General features: G+C 73.1%; 19 protein-coding genes. 14 read left to right on the top strand and 5 right to left on the bottom strand.

The features are described from left to right. The first annotated feature begins 267 nt into the window (after positions 1-267). Positions 268-1050 carry a tetratricopeptide repeat protein gene (locus ACH4RG_RS31180; RefSeq protein ID WP_398540566.1) on the top strand — a complete coding sequence of 261 codons (783 nt, stop codon included), beginning with the start codon at positions 268-270 and terminating at the stop codon, positions 1048-1050. A gap of 90 nt (positions 1051-1140) precedes the next feature. On the opposite strand, the gene ACH4RG_RS31175 is transcribed toward ACH4RG_RS31180, so the two are convergent. Further along, positions 1141-2421 carry a DUF1015 family protein gene (locus ACH4RG_RS31175; protein ID WP_397922513.1) on the bottom strand — a complete coding sequence of 427 codons (1281 nt, stop codon included), beginning with the start codon at positions 2419-2421 and terminating at the stop codon, positions 1141-1143. A gap of 71 nt (positions 2422-2492) precedes the next feature. Here ACH4RG_RS31175 and ACH4RG_RS31170 point away from each other — a divergent pair, with 71 nt between their 5' ends. Beyond that, a complete protein-coding gene (locus ACH4RG_RS31170; protein WP_398540563.1) occupies positions 2493-3524 on the top strand; it encodes an HAD-IIA family hydrolase in 1032 nt (343 codons plus the stop codon). A gap of 226 nt (positions 3525-3750) precedes the next feature. Next, positions 3751-4554, top strand: coding sequence for an ABC transporter ATP-binding protein (locus ACH4RG_RS31165; RefSeq protein WP_397923140.1), 804 nt, complete (start codon positions 3751-3753; stop codon positions 4552-4554). A gap of 62 nt (positions 4555-4616) precedes the next feature. Here ACH4RG_RS31165 and ACH4RG_RS31160 read toward each other — a convergent pair whose 3' ends face one another. Further along, entirely contained in the window at positions 4617-4964 is a 348-nt protein-coding gene (locus ACH4RG_RS31160) for an SCP2 sterol-binding domain-containing protein (RefSeq protein ID WP_397922517.1), read from the bottom strand. Between the two features lie 42 nt (positions 4965-5006). Between ACH4RG_RS31160 and ACH4RG_RS31155 the strand changes: the two genes are divergently transcribed. From ACH4RG_RS31155 to ACH4RG_RS31135, 5 genes are all read left to right on the top strand, one after another. Further along, on the top strand, positions 5007-5291 hold the full coding sequence (locus tag ACH4RG_RS31155; RefSeq protein ID WP_397922519.1) for a hypothetical protein: 285 nt from the start codon (positions 5007-5009) through the stop codon (positions 5289-5291). Positions 5292-5298: 7 nt separating this feature from the next. Beyond that, the gene (locus ACH4RG_RS31150; protein ID WP_397922521.1) at positions 5299-6114 is read left to right on the top strand and encodes a TlyA family RNA methyltransferase; all 816 of its coding nucleotides are present in this window, start codon (positions 5299-5301) and stop codon (positions 6112-6114) included. Positions 6115-6122: 8 nt separating this feature from the next. Beyond that, positions 6123-7028 carry an NAD kinase gene (locus ACH4RG_RS31145; RefSeq protein ID WP_397923142.1) on the top strand — a complete coding sequence of 302 codons (906 nt, stop codon included), beginning with the start codon at positions 6123-6125 and terminating at the stop codon, positions 7026-7028. A gap of 96 nt (positions 7029-7124) precedes the next feature. Beyond that, positions 7125-8867, top strand: coding sequence for a DNA repair protein RecN (gene recN, locus ACH4RG_RS31140; RefSeq protein ID WP_398540562.1), 1743 nt, complete (start codon positions 7125-7127; stop codon positions 8865-8867). Positions 8868-9104: 237 nt separating this feature from the next. Beyond that, on the top strand, positions 9105-10205 hold the full coding sequence (locus ACH4RG_RS31135) for a glycosyltransferase family 4 protein (RefSeq protein ID WP_398163529.1): 1101 nt from the start codon (positions 9105-9107) through the stop codon (positions 10203-10205). A gap of 24 nt (positions 10206-10229) precedes the next feature. Here the strand turns inward: ACH4RG_RS31135 and ACH4RG_RS31130 are convergent, their stop codons facing one another. From ACH4RG_RS31130 to ACH4RG_RS31120, 3 genes are all read right to left on the bottom strand, one after another. Next, on the bottom strand, positions 10230-11855 hold the full coding sequence (locus tag ACH4RG_RS31130; RefSeq protein ID WP_398163530.1) for a PucR family transcriptional regulator: 1626 nt from the start codon (positions 11853-11855) through the stop codon (positions 10230-10232). A gap of 143 nt (positions 11856-11998) precedes the next feature. Beyond that, positions 11999-12334 carry a MerR family transcriptional regulator gene (locus tag ACH4RG_RS31125; protein ID WP_397922528.1) on the bottom strand — a complete coding sequence of 112 codons (336 nt, stop codon included), beginning with the start codon at positions 12332-12334 and terminating at the stop codon, positions 11999-12001. A gap of 51 nt (positions 12335-12385) precedes the next feature. After that, a complete protein-coding gene (locus ACH4RG_RS31120) occupies positions 12386-14188 on the bottom strand; it encodes a glycoside hydrolase family 15 protein (RefSeq protein WP_397923144.1) in 1803 nt (600 codons plus the stop codon). A gap of 440 nt (positions 14189-14628) precedes the next feature. Between ACH4RG_RS31120 and ACH4RG_RS31115 the strand changes: the two genes are divergently transcribed. The 6 genes from ACH4RG_RS31115 to ACH4RG_RS31090 all read left to right on the top strand — a co-directional run bounded on the left by ACH4RG_RS31115 (position 14629) and on the right by ACH4RG_RS31090 (position 22685). Next, complete coding sequence (locus tag ACH4RG_RS31115; protein WP_018959665.1) at positions 14629-16296, top strand: CTP synthase; 1668 nt, start codon at positions 14629-14631, stop codon at positions 16294-16296. 88 nt (positions 16297-16384) lie between these two features. Further along, on the top strand, positions 16385-17011 hold the full coding sequence (locus ACH4RG_RS31110) for an NUDIX domain-containing protein (RefSeq protein ID WP_397922530.1): 627 nt from the start codon (positions 16385-16387) through the stop codon (positions 17009-17011). A gap of 238 nt (positions 17012-17249) precedes the next feature. Beyond that, on the top strand, positions 17250-19382 hold the full coding sequence (locus ACH4RG_RS31105; protein WP_398163532.1) for a tetratricopeptide repeat protein: 2133 nt from the start codon (positions 17250-17252) through the stop codon (positions 19380-19382). A gap of 143 nt (positions 19383-19525) precedes the next feature. Next, on the top strand, positions 19526-20641 hold the full coding sequence (gene ald / locus ACH4RG_RS31100) for an alanine dehydrogenase (protein WP_397923146.1): 1116 nt from the start codon (positions 19526-19528) through the stop codon (positions 20639-20641). Positions 20642-21009: 368 nt separating this feature from the next. Then, positions 21010-22128: a ParA family protein gene (locus ACH4RG_RS31095; protein WP_007448578.1), complete on the top strand. Its 1119-nt coding sequence runs from the start codon at positions 21010-21012 to the stop codon at positions 22126-22128. Then, entirely contained in the window at positions 22125-22685 is a 561-nt protein-coding gene (locus ACH4RG_RS31090; protein WP_397923147.1) for a hypothetical protein, read from the top strand. The genes ACH4RG_RS31095 and ACH4RG_RS31090 overlap by 4 nt, the downstream gene beginning before the upstream one ends. Positions 22686-22737: the final 52 nt, after the last annotated feature.

Raw genomic sequence — 22737 nt, 5'->3', positions numbered from 1 at the left:
GGTTTCGAGCGTCGTGACGACCGGCCGCGCGGCCCGCGCCGCGACGACGACCGGCCCTCCGGTGGAGGCTTCCGCCGCGACGACAACCGTGGCGGTGACAGGGACCGGGGCGGATACCGCGGCGGTCAGCGCGACGACCGTGACCGTGGTGGTTTCCGGGGACGTGATGACCGGGGCGGCGACCGCGATCGTGAGCCGATCAAGCGGCTGCCGATTCCGGACGACGTCACGGGCGACGAGATCGACAAGGACGTACGCCAGGAGCTCATGAGCCTGCCGAAGACCCTCGCCGAGGACGTCGCGCGCAACCTGGTCATGGTGGCCCGGCTGATCGACGAGGACCCCGAGGAGGCGTACGCGTACGCCCGTATCGCCCTCAGGCTCGCGTCCCGCGTCGCCGCTGTGCGTGAGGCGGCCGGGTTCGCGGCGTACGCGACGCAGAAGTACGCCGAGGCGCTCGCCGAGTTCCGGGCGTCCCGGAGGATGACCGGGTCCGTGGACCTGTGGCCCGTCATGGCGGACTGCGAACGTGGGCTCGGGCGGCCCGAGCGGGCGATGGCCATGGCCGGCGAGCCCGAGGTGCAGAAGCTGGACAAGGCCGGACAGGTCGAGATGCGACTGGTGGCCGCCGGGGCACGTCGCGACATGGGCCAGATCGACGCCGCCATCGTGACGCTCCAGAGCCCCGAGCTCGCGTCCAACTCGGTGCAGCCGTGGACGCCGCGACTTCGCTACGCGTACGCGGACGCCCTGCTGGAGGCTGGGCGCGAGGACGAGGCGCGGGAGTGGTTCGGGAAGGCGCTGGCGGCCGACAAGGACGGTTCCACCGATGCGTCGGACCGGCTCGCCGCGCTCGACGGCGTGGAGTTCGTCGACGTCCTCGGTGACGACGAGACGGCCGAGGAGGACGCGGGCGCCGAGGTCGCGTCCCGGGACCTCGACCACGAGGGCGACGTGCGTGAAGACTCCGACCTCGATGACGAGCAGAGCGAGCAGGACCAACAGAACGGGGACCAGGACGGCTCCGGAGACGGTTCGGTCAGGGCTTAGCAGTTGGTGAAGAGGGGCGGCACTCCGGTGGGAGTGCCGCCCCTCTTCATGTTCCGTATCGGTCCGACGGTCCCCGGGCAGCTCCGCGGATCAGTCCAGGACGAGGCTTCGCATGACCAGGCCCGTGGCCGGCTTCGGGCCGAACGACGTCGACTTGCGGGGCATGGTGACGCCCTGCCGGGCCAGGTCCCGGACGACCTCCTCGCGTACGGGGTGCATCAGGACCGCCGTGGCGTCGAGGCGTTCCGCCTGCTCGACGGCTGCCGCGGTGTCGTGGATGTAGCCGATGTGGTCCGGTGCGTCCGGGATCCGCCACACGTCGTCGAGCAGCGCGGAGTGCAGGACCGTCGCGTCGAGGGTGCGCCAGGCGTCGGGGCGGTCCGTCCGGATGGTGCGGGCCAGCAGGGCCGGGTCGGGGCGGTCCACCAGGTGGAAGCCGCCGTCGCCGGCGAGGAGGAACGCGTTGCCCCCGGCCGCCGCTTCGGCCAGCGCGTCGAGGGCCGGAGGGAGCGGCCCCTCGACCGGCCGGATGCGGAAGAGGCCGGTCAGCGCCCTCAGGGCCCGGGAGACCGGCAGCCCGCGCAGCAGCCGGTGGATGGCGCGGACCTGGAGGGGGTGGCGGGCCGTGTCGACGAGGAGGACGAGGCCGTGGTCCCACGGCCCGGGCGCGGTCTGTTCCCGCTGGAGCCGGAGATAGGTGGCCCAGCGGTGGTGGCCGTCCGCGATGAGCGCCTGGTGCTGGGCGAGGTCCGACGCGATCGCGCCCCGTTCGGCCGGGTCCGTCACGGCCCAGAGGCGGTGCCGGAAGCCGTCCTCCGTCGTGGTGGCCAGCAGCGGTTCCCGCAGGACCGTGCGCTCGATCACCGCTGCCGCCCCGGCCGGTGTGCCCGTCTCGCCGCGGTAGGTCAGCAGCAGCGGCTCCAGATGGGCCCCTGTCGTACGCATCAGCTCCGCGCGGTCCGCGACGACGTCCTCCATGACGTCCTCGTGGGGCAGCACGATGCCCTCGGAGGCGGGGGAGAGGGCCAGGGCGCCGATCAGGCCCCGCTGGAGGATTTCGTCGTTCCGCTGCTCGTAGACGTACAGCACCGGGTCCGGGTCCGGTGCGATGACGCCCTCGGTCAGCCAGCGGTCCAGGGTGGCGGCCGCCTGCCGGTGCCGGTCCCGGGCGGTCTCGGCCTGGGGGAGGATGAGGCGCACGATGTTGTGCGGATCCGCGGACTCCAGGTGGTGCAGCCCGTCGGGCCTGACGACCACGTCGTACGGGGGCGAGGTCACGGCGGCAAGGCTGCCGACCCGCTCGGGGACGTAACGCAGTCCGCGGAACGGGGAAAGCCGCAGTCCCTGGTCGACGGGGCCTGAAGTGTTCATCAGGGCATCGTATGTGTGCAGAGGGCATACGCGATGATCGGGGCAGAACGCGTGGAAGAGGAGCGAGTCATATGAGCCACCAGCAGGAGAGGCCCCGGCCGGCGGGGAGCGGTACGGCGCTGAGCGAGGCGTACGACACGGCTCTCCTCGACCTCGACGGGGTCGTGTACGCGGGCGGCGAGGCCATCGGCCACGCCGTGGAATCGCTGGCCCGGGCGCGGGCCGGGGGCATGCACCTCGCGTACGTCACCAACAACGCGCTGCGCACGCCGGACGCGGTGGCGGAGCACCTGACGGAGCTCGGGGTGCCCGCCGAACCCTCCGACGTGATCACCTCCGCCCAGGCCGTCGCCCGGCTGGTCGCCGACCAGTTGCCGTCCGGAGCACGGGTGCTGGCGATCGGCGGCGAAGGGCTGCGGGTCGCGTTGCGCGAGCGCGGGCTGGTGCCGGTGGAGTCGGCGGACGACGACCCGGCGGCGGTGGTCCAGGGCTATGGCGGACCGGACATGGCGTGGGGGCGGTTCGCCGAGGCGAGCTACGCGATCCGGCGGGGGCTGCCGTGGTTCGCGTCCAACACCGACCTGACCATCCCGGGCGCCCGGGGCATCGCGCCCGGCAACGGGGCCGCGGTCGAGGTCGTCCGGATCGCCACCGGGGCCGAGCCGCAGGTCGCCGGGAAGCCGTTGCCGCCGATGCACCGCGAGACCGTGCTGCGGACCGGGGCGAAGCGGCCGATCGTCGTCGGGGACCGGCTGGACACGGACATCGAGGGCGCGTTCAACGGGGGCGTGGACTCGCTGCTGGTGCTGACCGGGGTGACCGACGCGGCGCAGCTGCTGGCCGCCCCTCCCCAGCATCGCCCGACCTATGTGGACCGGGACCTGCGGGGGCTGCTGACCGGGCAGCCCGAGGTGACGTCCGCCGGTGACGCGTACCGCTGCGGGGGCTGGACGGCTGCCGTGCGCGGGGGTGAACTGGTACTGGAGGGCGAGGGCGAGGCGCTCGACGGGCTGCGGGCGCTCTGCGCGGCGGCCTGGGCCTCCGCCGGTCCGGGTGTGTGCGGGCTGGAGACGGGGAAGGCCGTCGCCGGGCTCGGGCTCTGAACCGATCCCGGGCGCGTTCCGGCGGCCCGGCCCTGGTGCTACCCGCGCGTACCGGGCCCGGCGTCGCCCGACGCCCTTGGCACGCGAGGGCGTCGAGCGGGCGGGGCGGCGGCCCGGGACCAGGGGCGTGAAGAGGAAGATAGGTTAACCTAACCTGGTGCTGCTCGGTGGTCGGCCCGTGCCCCGCGCCGTGCCGCTCCACCTCACCGACTCCGGGAGTACGACCATGCAGCGCCTCACCGCGGAATCGGTGACCCTCGGCTACGACCAGCGGGTCATCACCGAGAACCTCTCGGTGGAGATTCCCGACAACTCCTTCACCGTGATCGTCGGCCCCAACGCCTGCGGCAAGTCGACCCTGCTGCGCGCCCTGGCCCGGATGCTGAAGCCGAGCCGGGGGCAGGTGCTGCTGGACGGGCAGACCATCCACCAGCTGCCGGCGAAGAAGGTCGCCCGGACGCTGGGGCTGCTGCCGCAGTCCTCCATAGCCCCCGACGGGATCACCGTCGCCGACCTCGTCGCCCGCGGCCGCTACCCCCACCAGGGGCTGCTGCGGCAGTGGTCGCCGGAGGACGAGCGGGTCGTCGACGAGTCCATGGAGTCCACCGGCGTCGCCGAGCTGGCCGACCGCTATGTCGACGAACTGTCCGGTGGGCAGCGCCAGCGGGTCTGGATCGCCATGGCGCTGGCCCAGCAGACGCCGCTGCTGCTGCTCGACGAGCCGACGACGTACCTCGACATCCAGCACCAGATCGATGTCCTCGACCTGTGCGCGGAGCTGCACGAGACGCAGGGCCGCACGCTGGTCGCGGTGCTCCACGACCTGAACCACGCCGCGCGGTACGCCACCCATCTCATCGCGATGCGGGACGGGGACATCGTCGCGGCGGGACCGCCCTCGGAGGTGGTCGACGCGGCGTTGGTGGAGCGGGTGTTCGGGATGCGGTGCCAGGTGATCGACGATCCGGAGACGGGTACGCCGCTGGTGGTGCCCGCCGCCCGTAAGTCCCGGAAGGCCGCCGCCGCGTAGGGGTGGGCCGGGGGTACGGCGGGCGCTTGTCCTCCGTCGCCGGACGGGCTCGAGTGTGCGGCCTACAGCAGTGATCTCAGTTTCATCAGGTCGCGGAGGCCCGCCTCCAGGCGTACGCGGCCCGAGCCCCACGCCTTCGCGAAGTTCAGGTCGCCGTCCACCAGCGCCACCAGGTCGTCGCCCGTCATCGCGAGCCTGATCTCGGCCTTCTCCCGGGGCGGGCCCTCGACCGTGTCCCGCACCTGGATCCGGCCGTCGGCCAGCCTGCCGGTGAACGTGATGTCGAGGTCCTTGACGTGGCAGCTCAGCGAGCGGTCGAGGGCGGCTGCGCCGCGCACGTCGCCCTCGGAGGCCGCGAGGTTGTCGGAAAGTCGTGTCAGTGCGCTGCGGCACTCAGCCATGGTCGCCATCGTGCTCGACGGTACACCGGCCCGCCGATGTAGCGTTTCGGCATGAGCGACTGGACGCCGGAGGCGGGGACACCGCCCGTGAGCACACCCGCCGAGCCCGTACCCCTGGGGGTCGTGCGCACCCCCACCGGCCATGGAGCGGTGGACGCCCGGCTGGAGCGCCTGGCCGATGCGGACCACCTCGCGGCGGACGGGCACATCGAGGTGTACGAGGATGTACACCGTGGGCTGCGGGCCGAGCTGACCTCGCTGGACGCCCGTCCGGCCGCCGCGCCCGGTCCCGTACCCACGCCTTCGCAGCACACGCATGACGACAACAGGAGCTGAACCGAACGTGGCAGGAGTGGCACGTCGCCGCCTCGACGCGGAGCTGGTACGCCGCAAGCTCGCCCGCTCGCGCGAGCACGCGAGCCAGCTGATCGCCGCGGGGCGCGTCACCGTCGGCCGCACCACCGCGACCAAGCCCGCCACCCAGGTCGAGACGGCCGCCGCGATCGTCGTCACCGAGGACGACGGCGACCCGGACTACGTCTCGCGCGGCGGCCACAAGCTGGCCGGGGCGCTCGCCGCCTTCGTGCCGCTCGGGCTGACCGTCGCGGGGCGGCGCGCGCTGGACGCCGGGGCGTCGACCGGCGGGTTCACCGACGTGCTGCTGCGGGCCGGGGCCCGACAGGTCGTCGCCGTCGACGTCGGCTACGGGCAGCTCGCGTGGTCGTTGCAGTCCGATGAACGGGTCGTCGTCAAGGACCGTACCAACGTGCGGGAGCTGACCTTGGAGGCCATTGACGGGGAGGCGGTCGACCTGGTGGTGGGGGATCTGTCGTTCATCCCGCTGGGCCTCGTACTGCCCGCCCTCGCCCGGTGCGCCGGGCCCGACGCGGATCTGGTCCTCATGGTCAAGCCGCAGTTCGAGGTGGGCAAGGAGCGGCTCGGCAGCGGCGGAGTGGTGCGGAGTCCGGAGCTGCGCGCCGAAGCGGTACGGGAAGTGGCGCGGCGGGCCTGGGGGCTGGGCCTCGGCGTCCGGGGGGTGACGGCCAGTCCGCTGCCCGGCCCGTCGGGGAACGTCGAGTACTTTCTGTGGCTGCGGGCCGGCGCACCTGAGCTGGATCCCGCGGATGTCGACCGTGCAGTGGCGGAGGGGCCTCGTTGACGACGCATGTGACCACGAATACGGCACGAACTGTCTTCCTTCTGGCGCACACCGGCCGGCCGGCCGCGATCCGCAGCGCGGAGCTCGTCGTGCAGGGGCTGCTGCGCAACGGGCTGGGCGTGCGGGTCTCGGCGGCCGAGGCGGCCGATCTGCCGCTGCCGGACACCGTGGAGACGGTCACCGACACCAGCCCCTCCGCCGTGGACGGCTGTGAGCTGCTGATCGTCCTCGGCGGTGACGGCACCCTGTTGCGCGGCGCGGAGTTCTCCCGTGCCTCCGGGGTGCCGATGCTCGGTGTCAACCTCGGACGCGTCGGCTTCCTCGCCGAGGCCGAGCGCGACGACCTCGACAAGGTGGTCTCCCGGGTCGTCACCCGCGACTACGAGGTCGAGGAGCGGATGACGATCGACGTCGTCGTGCACAGCAACGGCGACGTCGTGCACACCGACTGGGCGCTCAACGAGGCGGCCGTGCAGAAGGTGTCCCCCGAGCGGATGCTCGAAGTGGTCCTGGAGATCGACGGCCGCCCGGTCACCGGGTTCGGCTGCGACGGGATCGTCTGCGCGACCCCGACCGGTTCGACCGCGTACGCCTTCTCTGCGGGCGGGCCCGTCGTCTGGCCCGAGGTCGAGGCGCTGCTGATGGTCCCGATCAGCGCCCACGCGCTGTTCGCCAAGCCGCTGGTGACCTCGCCCACGTCCGTGCTCGCGGTCGAGGTCCAGCCGCACACCCCGCACGGGGTGCTGTGGTGCGACGGGCGGCGGACCGTGGAGCTGCCCGCCGGAGCGCGGGTCGAGGTGCGGCGCGGTGCGGTGCCCGTACGGCTGGCGCGGCTGCACCAGGCCTCGTTCACCGACCGGCTGGTGGCGAAGTTCGCGCTGCCCGTCTCGGGCTGGCGGGGCGCGCCCCACTGACGGTTCCGAGGACGCCCGCACGGCCCCCGCGACCCTCGGGAGAGTGAATCCCGGAGCGGGGGCCGTCGCGCGTGCGGCCCGGGACCTCGTAAGGTCATGTCCGTGTTGGAGGAGATGCGGATACGGTCGCTCGGAGTCATCGACGACGCGGTGGTGGAGCTGTCACCCGGTTTCACCGCGGTCACGGGTGAGACCGGCGCGGGCAAGACCATGGTCGTCACCAGCCTCGGGCTGCTGCTCGGCGGGCGCGCGGACCCCGCTCTCGTACGGGTCGGGGCCAAGGCCGCGGTCGTCGAGGGCCGGATCACGGTGTCCGAGGGCGACGCGGCGGCGCTCCGGGCCGAGGAGGCCGGGGCGGAACTCGACGACGGCGCGCTGCTCATCAGCCGTACGGTTTCGGCGGAAGGACGCTCACGGGCCCATCTCGGCGGCAGATCCGTGCCGGTGGGGGTCCTGACCGAGCTGGCGGACGAACTCGTCGCCGTGCACGGTCAGACCGACCAGCAGGGCCTGCTCAAGCCCGCCCGGCAGCGGGGGGCGCTGGACCGGTACGCCGGGGACGGTGTGGCGGTCCCGCACGCCGCGTACACGGAGGCCTACCGGCGGCTGCGGACCGTCGCCGCGACCTTGGAGGAGCTGACCTCCCGGGCCCGGGAGCGGGCCCAGGAGGCGGATCTGCTGCGCTTCGGGCTGAACGAGGTCGCCGCCGTCGAGCCGTTGCCGGGCGAGGACGGCGAGCTGGCCGCCGAGGCGGAGCGGCTCGGGCACGCCGAGGCGCTCGCCTCCGCGGCCTCGGTCGCGCACGCCGCGCTCGCGGGGAACCCGGAGGATCCGGAGGGCGTCGACGCGACGACGGTCGTCGCCGCCGCCGGGCAGGCCCTGGAAGCGGTGCGGGCCCATGACCCGGCGCTGGCCGCGCTGGCCGACCGGATCGGGGAGATCTCCATCCTGATCGCCGACGTCTCCGGCGAGCTGGCCGGGTACGCCGACCAGCTGGAGGCCGACCCGCTGCGGCTGGCCGCCGTGGAGGAGCGCCGGGCCGCGCTGACCACGCTGACCCGGAAGTACGGCACGGACATCACGGCCGTGCTCGCGTGGGCCCAGGAGGGCGCGGGCCGGCTCACCGAGCTGGAGGGCGATGACGAGCGCATCGGTGAGCTGACCGCGGAGCGCGACGGGCTGCGGGCCGAACTCTCCGTACTCGGACAGGCGTTGACGGACGCGCGCACGGAAGCGGCGGCCCGGTTCGCCGAGGCGGTGACGGGCGAGCTGGCCTCGCTGGCCATGCCGCACGCCCGGGTCTCCTTCGCCATCCGGCAGACGGAGGCGGCGGACGAGGCGTCCGGCATCGACATCGGCGGGCGCAGCGTCGCCTACGGCCCCTCCGGAGCGGACGAGGTGGAACTGCTGCTCACCCCGCACCCCGGGGCCCAGCCCCGGCCGATCTCCAAGGGCGCGTCGGGCGGCGAGCTGTCCCGGGTGATGCTCGCGGTCGAGGTCGTCTTCGCGGGCTCCGACCCCGTACCGACGTATCTCTTCGACGAGGTCGACGCGGGCGTCGGCGGCAAGGCGGCGGTCGAGGTCGGCCGGCGGCTCGCCAAACTCGCCCGGTCCGCCCAGGTGGTGGTCGTGACTCATCTGCCGCAGGTGGCGGCCTTCGCCGACCGGCAGCTGCTGGTCGAGAAGACCGTGGACGGATCGGTGACCCGCAGCGGCGTCACGGTCCTGGAGGGCGAGGACCGGGTCCGGGAGCTGTCCCGGATGCTGGCGGGCCAGGAGGACTCCGAGACGGCCCGCGCCCACGCCGAGGAGCTGCTGGCCACGGCCCGGTCCGAATAGCCGCTCGTGGCGGCCGTACGGGCACGGGCGGGGGATTCCGCCCGCCCGTACGTGCGTCCGGCGGGCGGATGGCGACAACCCCGCGCCTCGAAATTCACCCGTGAGGGTGGTGAGGTGTGGCCGGTTGTCGCCCGGAGTGCGGCAGCAACGTTACGGCGGTCCCGGAACGCGCGTACGGGCTGGCATCCTTGGCGCTGTACTTTCCGCCGACTCCGGAGCCCCGGGGAGCCAATCAACGTGTCACAACTGCGTACGGTCCAAGTCCTGGGCGGCGGCAGTGCGGGCAGCAGCGCGCACGTCGGTTCGCTGGCCGCCGGGCTGGTGGCGCGCGGGGTGCGGGTGACCGTCTGCGCCCCGTCCGCGGTGGACCGCGCCCACGACTTCACGGCGACCGGCGCCCGGTTCCTTCCGGTGCCCCGGCGCAGCGATCCGGCCGCCGTCGCCGCGCTGCGGACCGCCTGCGCGGGAGCGGACGTCGTCCACGCCCATGGCCTCCATGCGGCCGCCCGCACCGCCCTCGCGCTGAGCGGCCGAGCCGTGCCCCTGGTGATGACCTGGCACACGCGGCGGTACGCGGAAGGCGCCCGCCGCCAGATCCTGCACCTGCTGGAACGGCGCGCCGCACGGGCGGCGGCCGTGGTCCTCGCCCCCTCGTCCGACCTGGTGGACCGGGCCCGTGAGCGGGGCGCCCGCGACGCCCGGTTCACCGCCCTCGCCGTCCCACACCCGCGCCCCTGCCCCGCCGGCGTCGACGAGGGCAAGGTGCGGGCCGAACTGGGGGCGGTGGAGCGGCCGTTGCTGATGGCCGTCGGCAGTCTCGTACCGCATCACGGCTTCGACGTCCTGCTGGACGCGGCCCGCGTCTGGCGGTGTCTGGACCCCGTACCGCTGCTCGTCATCGCGGGGGAGGTGCGTGACCGGGGCGCTCTGCAACGGCGGATCAGGGACGAGGCGTTGCCCGTCACTCTCATCGGAAGCCGGGACGGCGCGGGGGAGTTGCTCGCCGCCGCCGACCTGACCCTGCTGCCGAGCCGGTGGGAGGGCCGCTCCCCGCTGGCGCAGGAGGCGCTGCGCGCGGGGGTGCCGCTCGTCGCCACCGCGGTCGGCGGCCTACCCGAGCTGGTCGGTGCGGCAGCCGCATGGGTGCCCTACGGCGACGCCGAGGCCCTCGCCCGTACGGTCGTGAGGCTGCTCGGGGACCCGGCGGAGCGCGCCCGGCTCGCCGAGGCCGGGCGGGTGCAGGCGGCGGGCTGGCCCACCGAGGACGACACGATCGCCCATGTGCTCAGCGTCTACGACGAGTTGGCGCAGCCGCTGGCGACGGGGCGGGTGCGCTGACGAAGCGGGCTTCAGGGTCTGCTCTCAAGGCGTGTGGCGGCGGGCCCGCAGCGCCAGGCTCAGCGCCAGCACCGTCTGCGGGTCGTCCAGGTCCGTGCCCAGCAGCTCGCCGATCCGGGCCAGCCGGTTGTAGAGCGTCTGACGGTTGAGGTGCAGCTCGCGGGCGGTCTCCGCCTTGCGGCCCGCGTGGGCCAGATACGCCTGGAGCGTCGGGAGCAGCGGCGGCCGCGAGGTGCGGTCGTGCTCGCGCAGCGGGCCGATCGCCCGGTTCACGAACGCCGCCAGGTCCGGATGGTCCCGCAGCCGCCACAGCAGCAAATCGATGTCGAGGCGCCGGGCGTCGTACCAGGGCCGGTCGTCCAGGCCCTGCGCGGCCGTCGCCGTCTCCGACGCGTGCCGCAGCCCCGCGCCCGCCGCGGCCCAGCCGCCCGCGACGCCGACCACGACCACCGGCGGCTGCGATCCGGCGCGGTCGAGGCCCGCCCGCTCCACCCCTGCCCGCAGCGCCGCCGCCACCCGGTCCGCGACCGCGGTGCGCTCACCCTCCGAACGCAGCCCGACCAGCAGCGGAACCCGCCCCTCCACGGGCCGTACGCCGAGCAGCACCGGTACCCCGACCGAGGCCAGCTCCTCCAGGACCGCACGGGCCAGCACCGCCCAGTTGCCCGACGGGGACAGCTCCGGGGCCAGGCGCATCACCACCGGGAGCAGCGGGGTCCCGCCGGGCCGGAAGCCGAGCACCCGGGCCTGGGCGGGGGCGTCCTCCGGAGCGATCCGGCCCTCCGCGAGGTCGGTGAGGAAGTCGCCCCGGCCCCGGGCCGCCAGCTCCTCCTCCTGCCGGGCCTGCATCAGCACGACCGCGAGCAGCCCCGCCGCGCGCTCCGCCGCCATCCGGTGCACGGTCGCCAGCGGCCCGGCCACCGCGAGCAGCACCAGCCGGGCCCGTACCGCACCGGTCTCGGGCCCGCCGCCGTCCACGTCCACCAGCACCGCACCGGCCGGCGGGCTCTCCCGGGCCGCCCGGTCGCCGCGCATGCCCTCCCAGATCTGGAGCGGGTCCGCGCCCACCGGGGCGGTCCCGGTGGACGCCGCGTACAGGAGCCGGCCGTCGGGCGTCTCCAGGAAGACCGGGTTGGCGGTGAAGTCGGCGAGGATCCCGAGGACCTGCGGCACCCCGCCGCCGTCGAGCAGCGCCCGGGTGGCGCGCCGGTGCACCTCCTCCGCCTGCTGGAGCAGCGCGTAGTGCCCGTTGACGATCTCGGTGTGCACCTCCTCGGTCACCACGACGAACGGCACCTCGCGGTGCAGCTGGACCAGGGGGAGCCCGGCCGTGCGGGCGGCGTCCACGATGGAGGCGGGCAGCCGGCCGAAGCGCGGGCCGAGCTCCACCACCAGGGCCGCGATGCCCCGGTCGGCGAGGCGGCGGACGAAGGCGCGCTGTTCGGCGGGGCGGGCGCCCAGGCCCAGGCCGGTGGTCAGGAGCAGCTCGCCGCCCTTGAGGAGGGAGGCGATGTTCGGGACCTCTCCCGCGTGCACCCAGCGCACCGTGCGGTTCAGCCGGTCGGCGCCGGCCACCACCTCCGGGAGCCCGGCGCGCAGCCCCGGCAGCTCCAGCGCCCGCTGCACGGTGATTCCGCTGTGGCTCTCCACGTACCGGCCCGCTTCCCTTGTGCCCCGCCCGTCGGTCGGGTGGTCGTCCCGTTCAGGGACGCTACCGCCCGGGGGCCGGGGCGCGCACCACAGGGGAGGAGCGCGGCCGCGTTGCCGCGCCGGGCCCGCCGGTCAGGGCTCCGTCAGCGACCCGCGAGCGCGCCCCGGCTCAGCCGCAGCGCCTCGATCCGGTCGTCCATCACCGCCGACTCCCCGCCGAGGATCTCCCGCAGCCCCGCGCACCAGTCGAACCCGGGCTCCTCGACCCGGGGACACGACAGCACCTGGGCGATCACCTCCGTGGACAGGCCCGCCCGCAGCGACGCGCGGAACTGCGTGACGGTCACCACGGCCTCCTCGCGGCAGCCGCGACAGCCGTGCGCGCCCCGCCCGGCCGACAACAGCCCCGGCGCCTCGTACGTACCGCAGCGAGTCGCGGCGCGGACTGCCGCCCGCCGGGACAGCTCCCTGATCAGCATGCCGCCCCCCGAGGGACGGCGGGCGCCATGCTGATCAGGACGAACCTGGCCTCAGCCGACGTATGCGCCGCTCGCCGTCAGCCGCAGAGCCGTGTCGATCAGCGGAACGTGGCTGAACGCCTGCGGGAAGTTCCCCACCTGGCGCTGGAGGTTGGAGTCCCACTCCTCGGCCAGCAGGCCCAGGTCGTTGCGGAGCGCCAGCAGCTTCTCGAACAGCTGACGCGCCTCGTCGACCCGGCCGATCATCGCGAGGTCGTCGGCCATCCAGAACGAGCAGGCCAGGAACGCGCCCTCGTCGCCCGCCAGACCGTCGACGCCCGCGTGCTCGCCCTCCGTCGGGTAGCGCAGGATGAAGCCGTCCTCGGTGGACAGCTCCCGCTGGATCGCCTCGATCGTGCCGATGACCCGCTTGTCGTCCGGCGGCAGGAAGCCCATCTGCGGAATGAGCAGCAGGGAGGCGTCCAGCTCCTTCGACCCGTAGGACTGGGTGAAGGTGTTGCGCTCCTTGTCGTAGCCGCGGTCGCAGACGTCCCGGTGGATGTCGTCGCGGAGCTGGTACCACCGCTCCAACGGGCCCTCGACGTCCCCGGACTCGACCAGCTTGATCGTCCGGTCGACCGCGACCCACGCCATCACCTTCGAGTGCACGAAGTGCCGGCGCGGCCCGCGCACCTCCCAGATGCCCTCGTCGGGCTCCTCCCAGTGCTTCTCCAGATACTCGATCAGCTTGAGCTGGAGGCCCATGGCGTAGTCGTTGCGGGTCAGCCCGGTCATGTGCGCCAGGTGCAGTGCCTCGGTGACCTCGCCGTAGACATCGAGCTGCAGCTGGTTGGCCGCCCCGTTGCCGACCCTGACCGGACCGGAGTTCTCGTAACCGGGCAGCCAGTCCAGCTCCGCCTCGCCGAGCTCGCGCTCGCCGGCGATGCCGTACATGATCTGGAGGTTCTCCGGGTCGCCCGCCACCGCCCGCAGCAGCCACTCGCGCCAGGCGCGGGCCTCCTCCCGGTACCCGGTGCGCAGCAGCGAGGAGAGGGTGATCGCGGCGTCCCGCAGCCAGGTGTAGCGGTAGTCCCAGTTCCGTACGCCTCCGATCTCCTCGGGCAGCGAGGTGGTCGGGGCCGCGACGATGCCGCCGGTCGGCGCGTAGGTGAGGGCCTTCAGCGTGATCAGGGAGCGGACGACCGCCTCCCGATAGGGCCCGTGGTACGTGCACTGATCGACCCATTCGCGCCAGAACAGCTCGGTCGCCTCCAGGGATCCCTCGGGCTCGGGGAGGGCGGGCGGCCCGTGGTGCGAGGGCTGCCAGCTGATCGTGAACGCCACCCGGTCGCCGGGGCCGACGGTGAAGTCGGAGTAGGTGGTCAGGTTCTTGCCGTACGTGTCCGCCTCGGTGTCCAGCCAGACGGAGTCCGGACCGGCGACCGCGACCGTGCGGTTGTCGACCTTGTGCACCCAGGGCGTCACCCGGCCGTAGCTGAAACGCATCCGAAGCTCCGAGCGCATCGGCACCCGGCCGCTGACGCCCTCCACGATCCGGATGAGCTGCGGCGCACCGTCACGCGGAGGCATGAAATCGGTCACCCGTACGGTGCCGCGCGGCGTGTCCCACTCCGATTCCAGGACGAGGGAGTCACCGCGATAGCGCCGCCGGTCGGCGAAGGCCGGCTCCGTTCCTTCCGCTCTCGCGGGGGCCATGCGCCAGAAGCCGTGTTCCTCGGTGCCCAGAAGCCCCGCGAACACGGCGTGCGAATCGAAGCGGGGCAGGCACAGCCAGTCCGCTGTGCCGTCCCGGCAGACCAGGGCTGCGGTCTGCATGTCTCCGATGAGTGCGTAATCCTCGATGCGCCCGGCCACGTGCGTCTCCAGTCGAACGGCCATGTCGCCCTGCAAGAGGGCGCTTACTGCAGGTCAAGGGGTCGTAGGGTCCTTCACCCGGGAAGATCCGACGAGTCCTGTACCGGTGGGCGGCCTGGGTGGCGCGCCGCCCGGCCGTCTCGGCAGCGAGTGTTTGAGCAGGATACGACGCGCCGCGAAGATCCGCGCGACGGTCTTCGCAAGATCTCCGAGCTGATCGTGTGGGACGTGAAGTGGCTGGGGTGGAGGTGTGACGCCCCTGTGCAGGGTGTGGCCGGAAGCAGCCTCCCGCCGTCGCTGTTACCCTGGTAGCCCGTGGACCGGTGGTCGTTCGCGACAGCGCACGAGGCCCCCGAACCGCAGCGACGGCGCCCCCGGAATCCCCGGTTGGGCGGCCGGTACGCACCTCAGAATCGCGACCACGGGAGCCCCCTTTGGCTATGCAGCCCACATCCACGACGACCAAGCACATCTTCGTCACCGGGGGTGTCGCCTCCTCCCTCGGCAAGGGTCTGACTGCCTCCAGCCTGGGTGCCCTGCTCAAGGCACGGGGCCTGCGGGTCACCATGCAGAAGCTCGACCCCTACCTCAACGTCGACCCGGGCACGATGAACCCCTTCCAGCACGGTGAGGTCTTCGTCACCAACGACGGCGCCGAGACCGACCTGGACATCGGCCACTACGAGCGCTTCCTCGACGTCGACCTCGACGGCTCCGCCAACGTGACGACCGGCCAGATCTACTCGCAGGTCATCGCCAAGGAGCGGCGCGGCGAGTACCTGGGCGACACCGTCCAGGTCATCCCGCACATCACCAACGAGATCAAGCACCGCATCCGCCGCATGGCCACCGACGACGTGGACGTCGTCATCACGGAGGTCGGCGGCACGGTCGGCGACATCGAGTCGCTGCCGTTCCTGGAGACCGTCCGCCAGGTCCGCCACGAGGTAGGCCGGGACAACGTCTTCGTCGTCCACATCTCGCTGCTGCCGTACATCGGCCCCTCCGGCGAGCTGAAGACCAAGCCCACCCAGCACTCGGTGGCCGCCCTGCGCAACATCGGCATCCAGCCGGACGCCATCGTGCTGCGCGCCGACCGCGAGGTCCCCACCGCCATCAAGCGCAAGATCTCGCTGATGTGCGACGTCGACGAGACCGCCGTGGTGGCCTGCCCGGACGCCCGGTCGATCTACGACATCCCCAAGGTGCTGCACACCGAGGGTCTGGACGCCTACGTCGTGCGCAAGCTCGACCTGCCGTTCCGGGACGTCGACTGGACCACCTGGGACGATCTGCTGGACCGGGTCCACAACCCCGACCACGAGGTCACCGTCGCGCTGGTCGGCAAGTACATCGACCTGCCCGACGCCTATCTCTCGGTCACCGAGGCGATCCGCGCCGGAGGCTTCGCCAACAAGGCCCGGGTCAAGGTCAAGTGGGTCACCTCCGACGACTGCCGGACCGCGGCGGGCGCCGCCGAGCACCTCGGGGACGTCGACGCGATCTGCATCCCGGGCGGCTTCGGCGAGCGCGGTGTCGACGGCAAGGTCGGCGCCATCCGCTACGCCCGCGAGAACAAGGTCCCGCTGCTCGGCCTCTGCCTCGGCCTCCAGTGCATCGTGATCGAGGCGGCCCGCTCGCTCGCCGAGATCCCCGACGCCAACTCCACCGAGTTCGACGCCGCCACCTCCCATCCCGTCATCTCGACGATGGAGGAGCAGCTCGCCTACGTCGAGGGCGCGGGCGACCTGGGCGGCACCATGCGGCTCGGCCTCTACCCGGCCAAGCTCGCCGAGGGCTCCCTCGTCCGCGAGGCCTACGACGGCCAGCCGTACGTGGAGGAGCGCCACCGCCACCGCTACGAGGTCAACAACGCCTACCGCGGTGAGCTGGAGAAGAAGGCCGGACTGGTCTTCTCCGGCACCTCCCCGGACAACAAGCTCGTCGAGTACGTCGAGTACCCGCGCGAGACGCACCCCTACCTGGTCGCCACCCAGGCGCACCCGGAGCTGCGCTCCCGCCCGACCCGCCCGCACCCGCTCTTCGCGGGTCTGGTGAAGGCCGCCGTCGCGCGCCAGGTCGCCGCCGCGAAGGGCGCGGACGCGTAACACCGAGGCATTACGGTTGACCGGGGTACGGATCCTGCGCGGATCGGTGCCCCGGTTTCCGTTGGTTCGTGGGAGGACGTGGACGTACATGGGTATCCAGGACAAGCCCGAGGAGTGGCAGGTCACCGCGACCGCGACCCCCTTCACCGGCGCCAAGACCAGCGTCCGCACCGACCAGGTGGTGATGCCCGACGGGTCCGTCCACGGCCGTGACTACCAGGTCCATCCCGGCTCCGTCGCCGTCCTCGCGCTGGACGACGAGGACCGGGTCATCGTGCTGCGCCAGTACCGCCACCCGGTGCGCCACCGGCTCTGGGAGATCCCGGCCGGACTGCTCGACGTCCCCGGCGAGAACCCCCTGCACGCCGCTCAGCGCGAGCTGTACGAGGAGGCGCACGTCAAGGCCGAGGACTGGCGGGTGCTGACCGACGTCTACACCACGCCCGGCGGCTGCGACGAGGCCGTGCGCGTCTTCCTCGCCCGCGATCTCTCCGAGGCGGAGGGCGAGCGGTACGCGGTCGCCGAGGAGGAGGCCGACATGGAGCACGCCCGGGTGCCGCTGCCCGAGCTGGTCCGCTCGGTGATCGCGGGGGACGTGCACAACAACTGCCTGGTGGTCGGGGTGCTCGCGCTCTCCGCCGTACGCGCGGGCGACGGCGTCGACTCCCTGCGCCCCGCCGACGCGCCCTGGCCGGCCCGGCCGTTCGAGGCCTGACGGCCCGGCAGCGCGCCCGGCCACCTGACGGGCCGTCTGCCGCCGCGCGTCGCACCCCCGATCGGACGATCACAGCGCCTGGTGATCGTAAAAGATGAAGAAATGCTGATCCGATCGGGGGATGTTCCTCGTGCTCCGCTCCACGCCGCAGTGATCGTCGTCACCGCTGAACTACGCTCGAAACGCACCCGACCGGAGCTCCGGCGGGCACCGCGTGCAGCGAAGTGGAGCGTGGCTCGTGACCGATCAGGCGGTGGACACCAGCGGCCCGGCGAAGGCCCCGGGGGCCGAGGAGCCGTCCGGCGCCGCCCCGCCCCGATTCTTCGGCCGCGAACGTGAGTTGAAGGCCCTGCGGGCGGACATCGAGCGGGCCGGCCTCGACACCCTGGCCGGCCGCAAGACCCCCCGCGCCCGGGTCCTGCTCATCGCGGGCCGGCCCGGATCCGGCCGCAGCGCACTCGCCGAGGAGCTGGCCGGAGCGCTCACCGGAACCGACGCCGCCGGGGCCGCCGCGACCGCCACGGGCGCACTGCCCTGGGCCGTTCCCGGCACCGGCTCCGGCGACTACCCCGACGGGGTGCTCCGGGTCGGCCTCACCGACCCCGGCGGCGGACGCGCCCCCACCGAACGCACCGCGGGCGAGATCCTCGGCCTCCTCGGGGTGGCGGTCCCGCCCGGCGCGGACCAGGACGAACTCTCCGAGATGGTCCGTGAGGCCCTCGCCGTACGCAGGCTCGTCCTGGTGCTCGACGACGCGGCCGACGCCGAACAGGTCGACCCGCTCCTCCCGGAGAACCCGGACTGCCTGGTCCTCGCCACCGCGACCGGACCGCTGACCGGCATCCCCGACGTACGGCCCTGCACCCTCGGCGGACTGGAGGCGGGCGCGGCGGTGCGGCTGCTCGCCCGCGTCATCGGACAGGTCCGCATCACCGTCGACCCCCGCACGGCGGAGAGTCTGTCCGAGGAGTGCGGGGGCCAGCCCGCGGCGCTCGCCCTGATGGGCGGCCTGCTCGCCGCGCACCCCATGGCCTCGGTCGCCGACGTCGCCAAGCAGCTGCACGAGCTCCCCGACCCCGGCGATCACCTGCCCACCGGCGCGCGCCCGCTGGCCCGCGCGTTCCGGCTCGTCCACGACTCCCTGCCCCGGGCCGCCGCCCGGATACTGCGTCTGCTGGCCCTCGCCCCCGCCGGTCTCGCCGACGCCCACACGGCCTCCGCGCTGGCCGGCTGCTCGGTCTCCGCCGCCCGCTCCACCCTCGACGACTTCGTGAAGCTCGGGCTGCTGCGGACGGACGGCGCGGCCCACCCCCAGTACGCGGTGCCCGGCTGCCTCGCCCCGCTGCTGCTGGCCCTCCTGGAGGACCGGGACCGGCCGGCCGAGATCCAGCTCGCCCGCGCCCGGATGCTGGAGCGGACCGTGCGTCGGCTCCAGTCCTGCCGGGCGGTCACCGAGCCGGAGAGCTCCCCCGCCCGTCGCAGGCTCGCCGGCCTGCCCCGTTCGCTGCGCTTCCCGAACGCGGACGAGGCGGGCGCGTGGCTGCGGGTCCGCCAGCCCGCCCTGCTCGCGTCGGCCCGGCTCGCCGTGGCGGACGGCGCGCTCGACACCCTGGCACGCCGACTGGTGGCGGCCCTGGTGCGGGCGCTGGCCGCGCACCGGGGGACGGAGGAGGCCGCCCCCGAGCTGTACGGGCTGCACGGCCTCGTCCTGGACGTGGCGCTCCGCCGCGAGCTGCCCCGCGAGCAGGCGGCGGCCCTGCTGAACCTGGCGGACCTGGACGCCCGCACCGGCCGCACCCGGGACGCGCTGACCCGCTACCGGGCCGCGCTGGACGCCGGAAAGGCGGCGAAGGACCTGTACGCCACCGGCCGCGCGATGGAATCCGTGGGCGGCGCGTACGAGGAGCTGGGGGACTACCACCGGGCCGCCGACTGGTACGGCCGGGCGCTCGCCCAGCGGCTGACCCAGGGGGAGCGCGCCGACGAGGCCCGGCTGTACGGACGGCTCGGCGCGGTCCACACGTACGCCGGGCGCTACGGCGAGGCGCTGCGGAACTGGCGGGCCGCCGCCGCGGGCCACCGCAGGCTCGGCGATCCGGCGGCCCGGGCGCGGGCGCTCAGCGAGGCCGCCCGGGTCCAGGAGTACGCGGGCCGGCCGCACGACTCGCTCCAGACCTGCGAGGAGGCCGTCGACCTGGCCCGGCGCGCCGGTGACGTGCGGCTTCAGGCGGCGCTCCAGCTGCGGCTCGCCGACACGCTGGACCGGCTCGGGGACCCCGCGGCGGCCGGGTTGCACCGGAGCGCGGCCGATAGATTGCTGGGCGAGGAGGCTCCTGCCTACGAAATCCGTAGTGCTTCGTCAGAAAGTTAATGCTTTGTAAGGCTAGACAGCGCGAAGTCCTTCATTAGACTGGCTCTGCCGCGTTCTTCCGTGGCGTCTCCATTTATGCTGTATATGTCCGGGTGTGCACCGTTCTGCCCGGATGACCCTCCGAGCCAAGGACCGTGATCGACGTGAAGGTCGGCATCCCCCGCGAAGTCAAGAACAACGAGTTCCGGGTGGCGATCACCCCCGCCGGAGTGCATGAGCTCGTCCGCCACGGCCACCAGGTCGTCATCGAGCACGACGCCGGTGTCGGCTCGTCCATCCCGGACGAGGAGTACGTCGCCGCCGGCGCGCAGATCCTCGCCACCGCCGACGAGGTCTGGGCCGCCGCCGACCTGCTGCTGAAGGTCAAGGAGCCGGTCGCCGAGGAGTACCACCGCCTCCGCAAGGACCAGACCCTCTTCACGTACCTGCACCTCGCCGCCTCCCGCGAGTGCACCGACGCGCTGCTGGCCTCCGGCACCACCGCCATCGCCTACGAGACGGTCGAGACCGCGAACCGCGCCCTCCCGCTGCTCGCCCCGATGTCCGAGGTCGCGGGCCGCCTGGCCCCGCAGGTCGGCGCGTACCACCTGATGCGCTCCGTCGGCGGCCGCGGCGTGCTGCCCGGCGGCGTCCCCGGCACCGCGGCGGGCCGGGCCGTCGTCATCGGCGGCGGTGTCTCCGGCTGGAACGCCACGCAGATCGCCGTGGGTCTCGGCTTCCACGTCACGCTGCTCGACCGCGACATCAACAAGCTGCGCGAGGCCGACAAGATCTTCGGCACCAAGGTGCAGACCGTCGTCTCCAACGCCTTCGAGCTGGAGAAGGCCGTCGTCGAGGCCGACCTCGTCATCGGCGCCGTGCTGATCCCCGGAGCGAAGGCCCCGAAGCTGGTCACCAACGAGCTCGTCGCCAAGATGAAGCCCGGAAGTGTACTTGTCGACATTGCAATCGACCAGGGTGGCTGCTTCGAGGACTCGCGTCCGACGACCCATGCCGAGCCGACCTTCCAGGTCCACGACTCGGTCTTCTACTGCGTCGCCAACATGCCCGGCGCGGTGCCCCACACCTCCACCTACGCGCTCACCAACGCGACGCTGCCCTACATCGTGGAGCTCGCGAACCGCGGCTGGGCCGACGCCCTGCGCCGCGACGCCGCCCTCGCCAAGGGCCTCAACACCCATGAGGGCCAGGTGGTTTACCGCGAGGTGGCCGAGGCGCACGGTCTCCCGCACGTCGAGCTGACCGCGCTCCTCGGCTGACGGGTCAACCCCCTCCGTCAACATCGCACGTCCGGCCGGACCTTGCCGAGCAAGGTCCGGCCGGACGCGTATCGGGCCCTGTGGGGCCCTTGCGCAACTCGCGCCGAACGTAACCCTTAACCCGTTTCGTGCTGCGGTGAAATGTGCGGCTTGGTCGCTGTGCACCCTTGACAGAGAGGCGTTCGATTGCCGACACATCGGGCCGGGTCCGGCGGATTGTGTTGCTGCGGACCGGTGACACGCCATAGAGTCGCCAATCGTCGGCATGGTGCCACGCTGACCTATCGATAAGTTTCCTGGTCACGTCCAAGGAGGTAAGACGACTTGTGAATGAGTCGACAATTACTCCCGGGGGTGGTCAACCAGGGATGCCTGCACGGGGTCTGAGCCCGATCGGGCTCGAAGCTGTCGGCTCCGTCGCTGTCCGCACCTTCGCCACCCAACAGCACATGACGACAGCCCCCCAGATGATGGACGGCCTACACGTGAACGCCACGGCCGGCAACGAGAGCAGCCGGGACACCGACCGCTTCGCCGACTTCGCCGAGGTGCCCGAGGGGCACTTCTACGACCCCGACGCCGAGTACGAGCCCGATCCGGAGTACGCGGCCACCCTCGCGCCCGACGCCGCGCGTCAGCGCCGCGAGCGCATCGGCCCGACCGGGCGGCCCCTGCCGTACTTCCCGATCCCGGGCCCCCTGACCGACCACGGCCCCGCGAAGATCATCGCGATGTGCAACCAGAAGGGCGGCGTCGGCAAGACCACGTCGACCATCAACCTGGGCGCCGCGCTCGCGGAGTACGGACGCCGGGTCCTGCTCGTCGACTTCGACCCGCAGGGCGCCCTCTCCGTGGGCCTCGGGGTCAACCCGATGGAGCTGGACCTCACCGTCTACAACCTGCTCATGGAGCGGGGCATGACGGCCGACGACGTCCTGCTCAAGACCGCGGTCCCCAACATGGACCTGCTGCCCAGCAACATCGACCTCTCCGCGGCCGAGGTGCAGCTCGTCAGCGAGGTGGCCCGCGAGTCCACGCTCCAGCGCGCCCTCAAGCCGCTGATGGCCGACTACGACTACATCGTGATCGACTGCCAGCCCTCGCTCGGCCTGCTCACCGTGAACGCCCTGACGGCCGCTCACAAGGTCATAGTGCCGCTCGAGTGCGAGTTCTTCGCCCTGCGCGGGGTGGCGCTGCTCACCGAGACCATCGAGAAGGTCCAGGAGCGGCTCAACCCGGAGCTGGAGCTCGACGGCATCCTCGCCACCATGTACGACTCCCGTACGGTGCACAGCCGCGAGGTCCTGGCGCGTGTCGTCGAGGCCTTCGACGAGCACGTCTACCACACGGTCATCGGCCGCACGGTCCGCTTCCCGGAGACCACGGTCGCCGGCGAGCCCATCACCACCTACGCCTCCAACTCGGTCGGCGCAGCCGCCTATCGCCAGCTCGCCAGGGAGGTGCTCGCCCGGTGTCACGCCGAGTGAGTCTGCCGGGGGCCGACGAACTGTTCCGTACCACCGGAGGCGGGATGGGCCTCCAGCCGTCCTCGCCGGCGGAGCGGCGGCGCAAGGCGAACGGCGAGCCGCGGGTGCCCGCGCCCGCCGGGGAGAGCGATCCCTCCGGCCAGGCCGCCTCCGCCGACCGTCAGGAGCACGCCGCGGCCGACGCCGACGGCGCCGACTCGCGCAATCGCGCCGACGAGCGCCCCCCGTCCGCAAAGGCCGCCTCCGGCGAGCGCCCCGCGCCCTCCGCCGCCCCGGCCGAGCAGCCACCGGCGGTCCAGCAGCAGCGCAGGCGAGGCGGCGGACGCGGCGCGAACCGCCGCCCCAGCGGCCGGGAACGCCATGACGAGAAGATCACGGTCTACGTCTCCGCCGAGGAGCTGATGGACCTCGAACACGCCCGGCTCGTCCTGCGCGGCGAACACGGCCTCGCCGTCGACCGGGGCCGCATCGTCCGCGAGGCGGTGGCGGTGGTCCTGGCCGACCTGGAGTCCCGGGGCGACGCGAGCATCCTCGTACGGCGGCTGCGCGGCCGCTGAGCGGCACGGCGCGGGTAGCCTGCCGTAGGGCCTGTCGCCCTGGACCCGCCGG

Origin of the sequence: Streptomyces sp. NPDC021019 (genome assembly GCF_044333295.1) — a bacterium.
In the GTDB taxonomy this organism is placed as follows: domain Bacteria; phylum Actinomycetota; class Actinomycetes; order Streptomycetales; family Streptomycetaceae; genus Streptomyces.
This window is presented reverse-complemented; position numbering and strand designations above follow the sequence as displayed.

What these genes read in the sequence shown, in the direction of transcription:
- ACH4RG_RS31155 (WP_397922519.1), top strand. Translation starts at nt 5,007, where the DNA reads ATGAGCGACTGGACGCCGGAGGCGGGGACACCGCCCGTGAGCACACCC.
- ACH4RG_RS31095 (WP_007448578.1), top strand. Translation starts at nt 21,010, where the DNA reads ATGCCTGCACGGGGTCTGAGCCCGATCGGGCTCGAAGCTGTCGGCTCC.
- ACH4RG_RS31115 (WP_018959665.1), top strand. Translation starts at nt 14,629, where the DNA reads ATGCAGCCCACATCCACGACGACCAAGCACATCTTCGTCACCGGGGGT.
- ACH4RG_RS31160 (WP_397922517.1), bottom strand. Translation starts at nt 4,964, where the DNA reads ATGGCGACCATGGCTGAGTGCCGCAGCGCACTGACACGACTTTCCGAC.
- ACH4RG_RS31170 (WP_398540563.1), top strand. Translation starts at nt 2,493, where the DNA reads ATGAGCCACCAGCAGGAGAGGCCCCGGCCGGCGGGGAGCGGTACGGCG.
- ACH4RG_RS31110 (WP_397922530.1), top strand. Translation starts at nt 16,385, where the DNA reads ATGGGTATCCAGGACAAGCCCGAGGAGTGGCAGGTCACCGCGACCGCG.
- ACH4RG_RS31175 (WP_397922513.1), bottom strand. Translation starts at nt 2,421, where the DNA reads ATGAACACTTCAGGCCCCGTCGACCAGGGACTGCGGCTTTCCCCGTTC.
- ACH4RG_RS31165 (WP_397923140.1), top strand. Translation starts at nt 3,751, where the DNA reads ATGCAGCGCCTCACCGCGGAATCGGTGACCCTCGGCTACGACCAGCGG.
- ACH4RG_RS31180 (WP_398540566.1), top strand. Translation starts at nt 268, where the DNA reads ATGAGCCTGCCGAAGACCCTCGCCGAGGACGTCGCGCGCAACCTGGTC.
- ACH4RG_RS31125 (WP_397922528.1), bottom strand. Translation starts at nt 12,334, where the DNA reads ATGCTGATCAGGGAGCTGTCCCGGCGGGCGGCAGTCCGCGCCGCGACT.
- recN (WP_398540562.1), top strand. Translation starts at nt 7,125, where the DNA reads ATGTCCGTGTTGGAGGAGATGCGGATACGGTCGCTCGGAGTCATCGAC.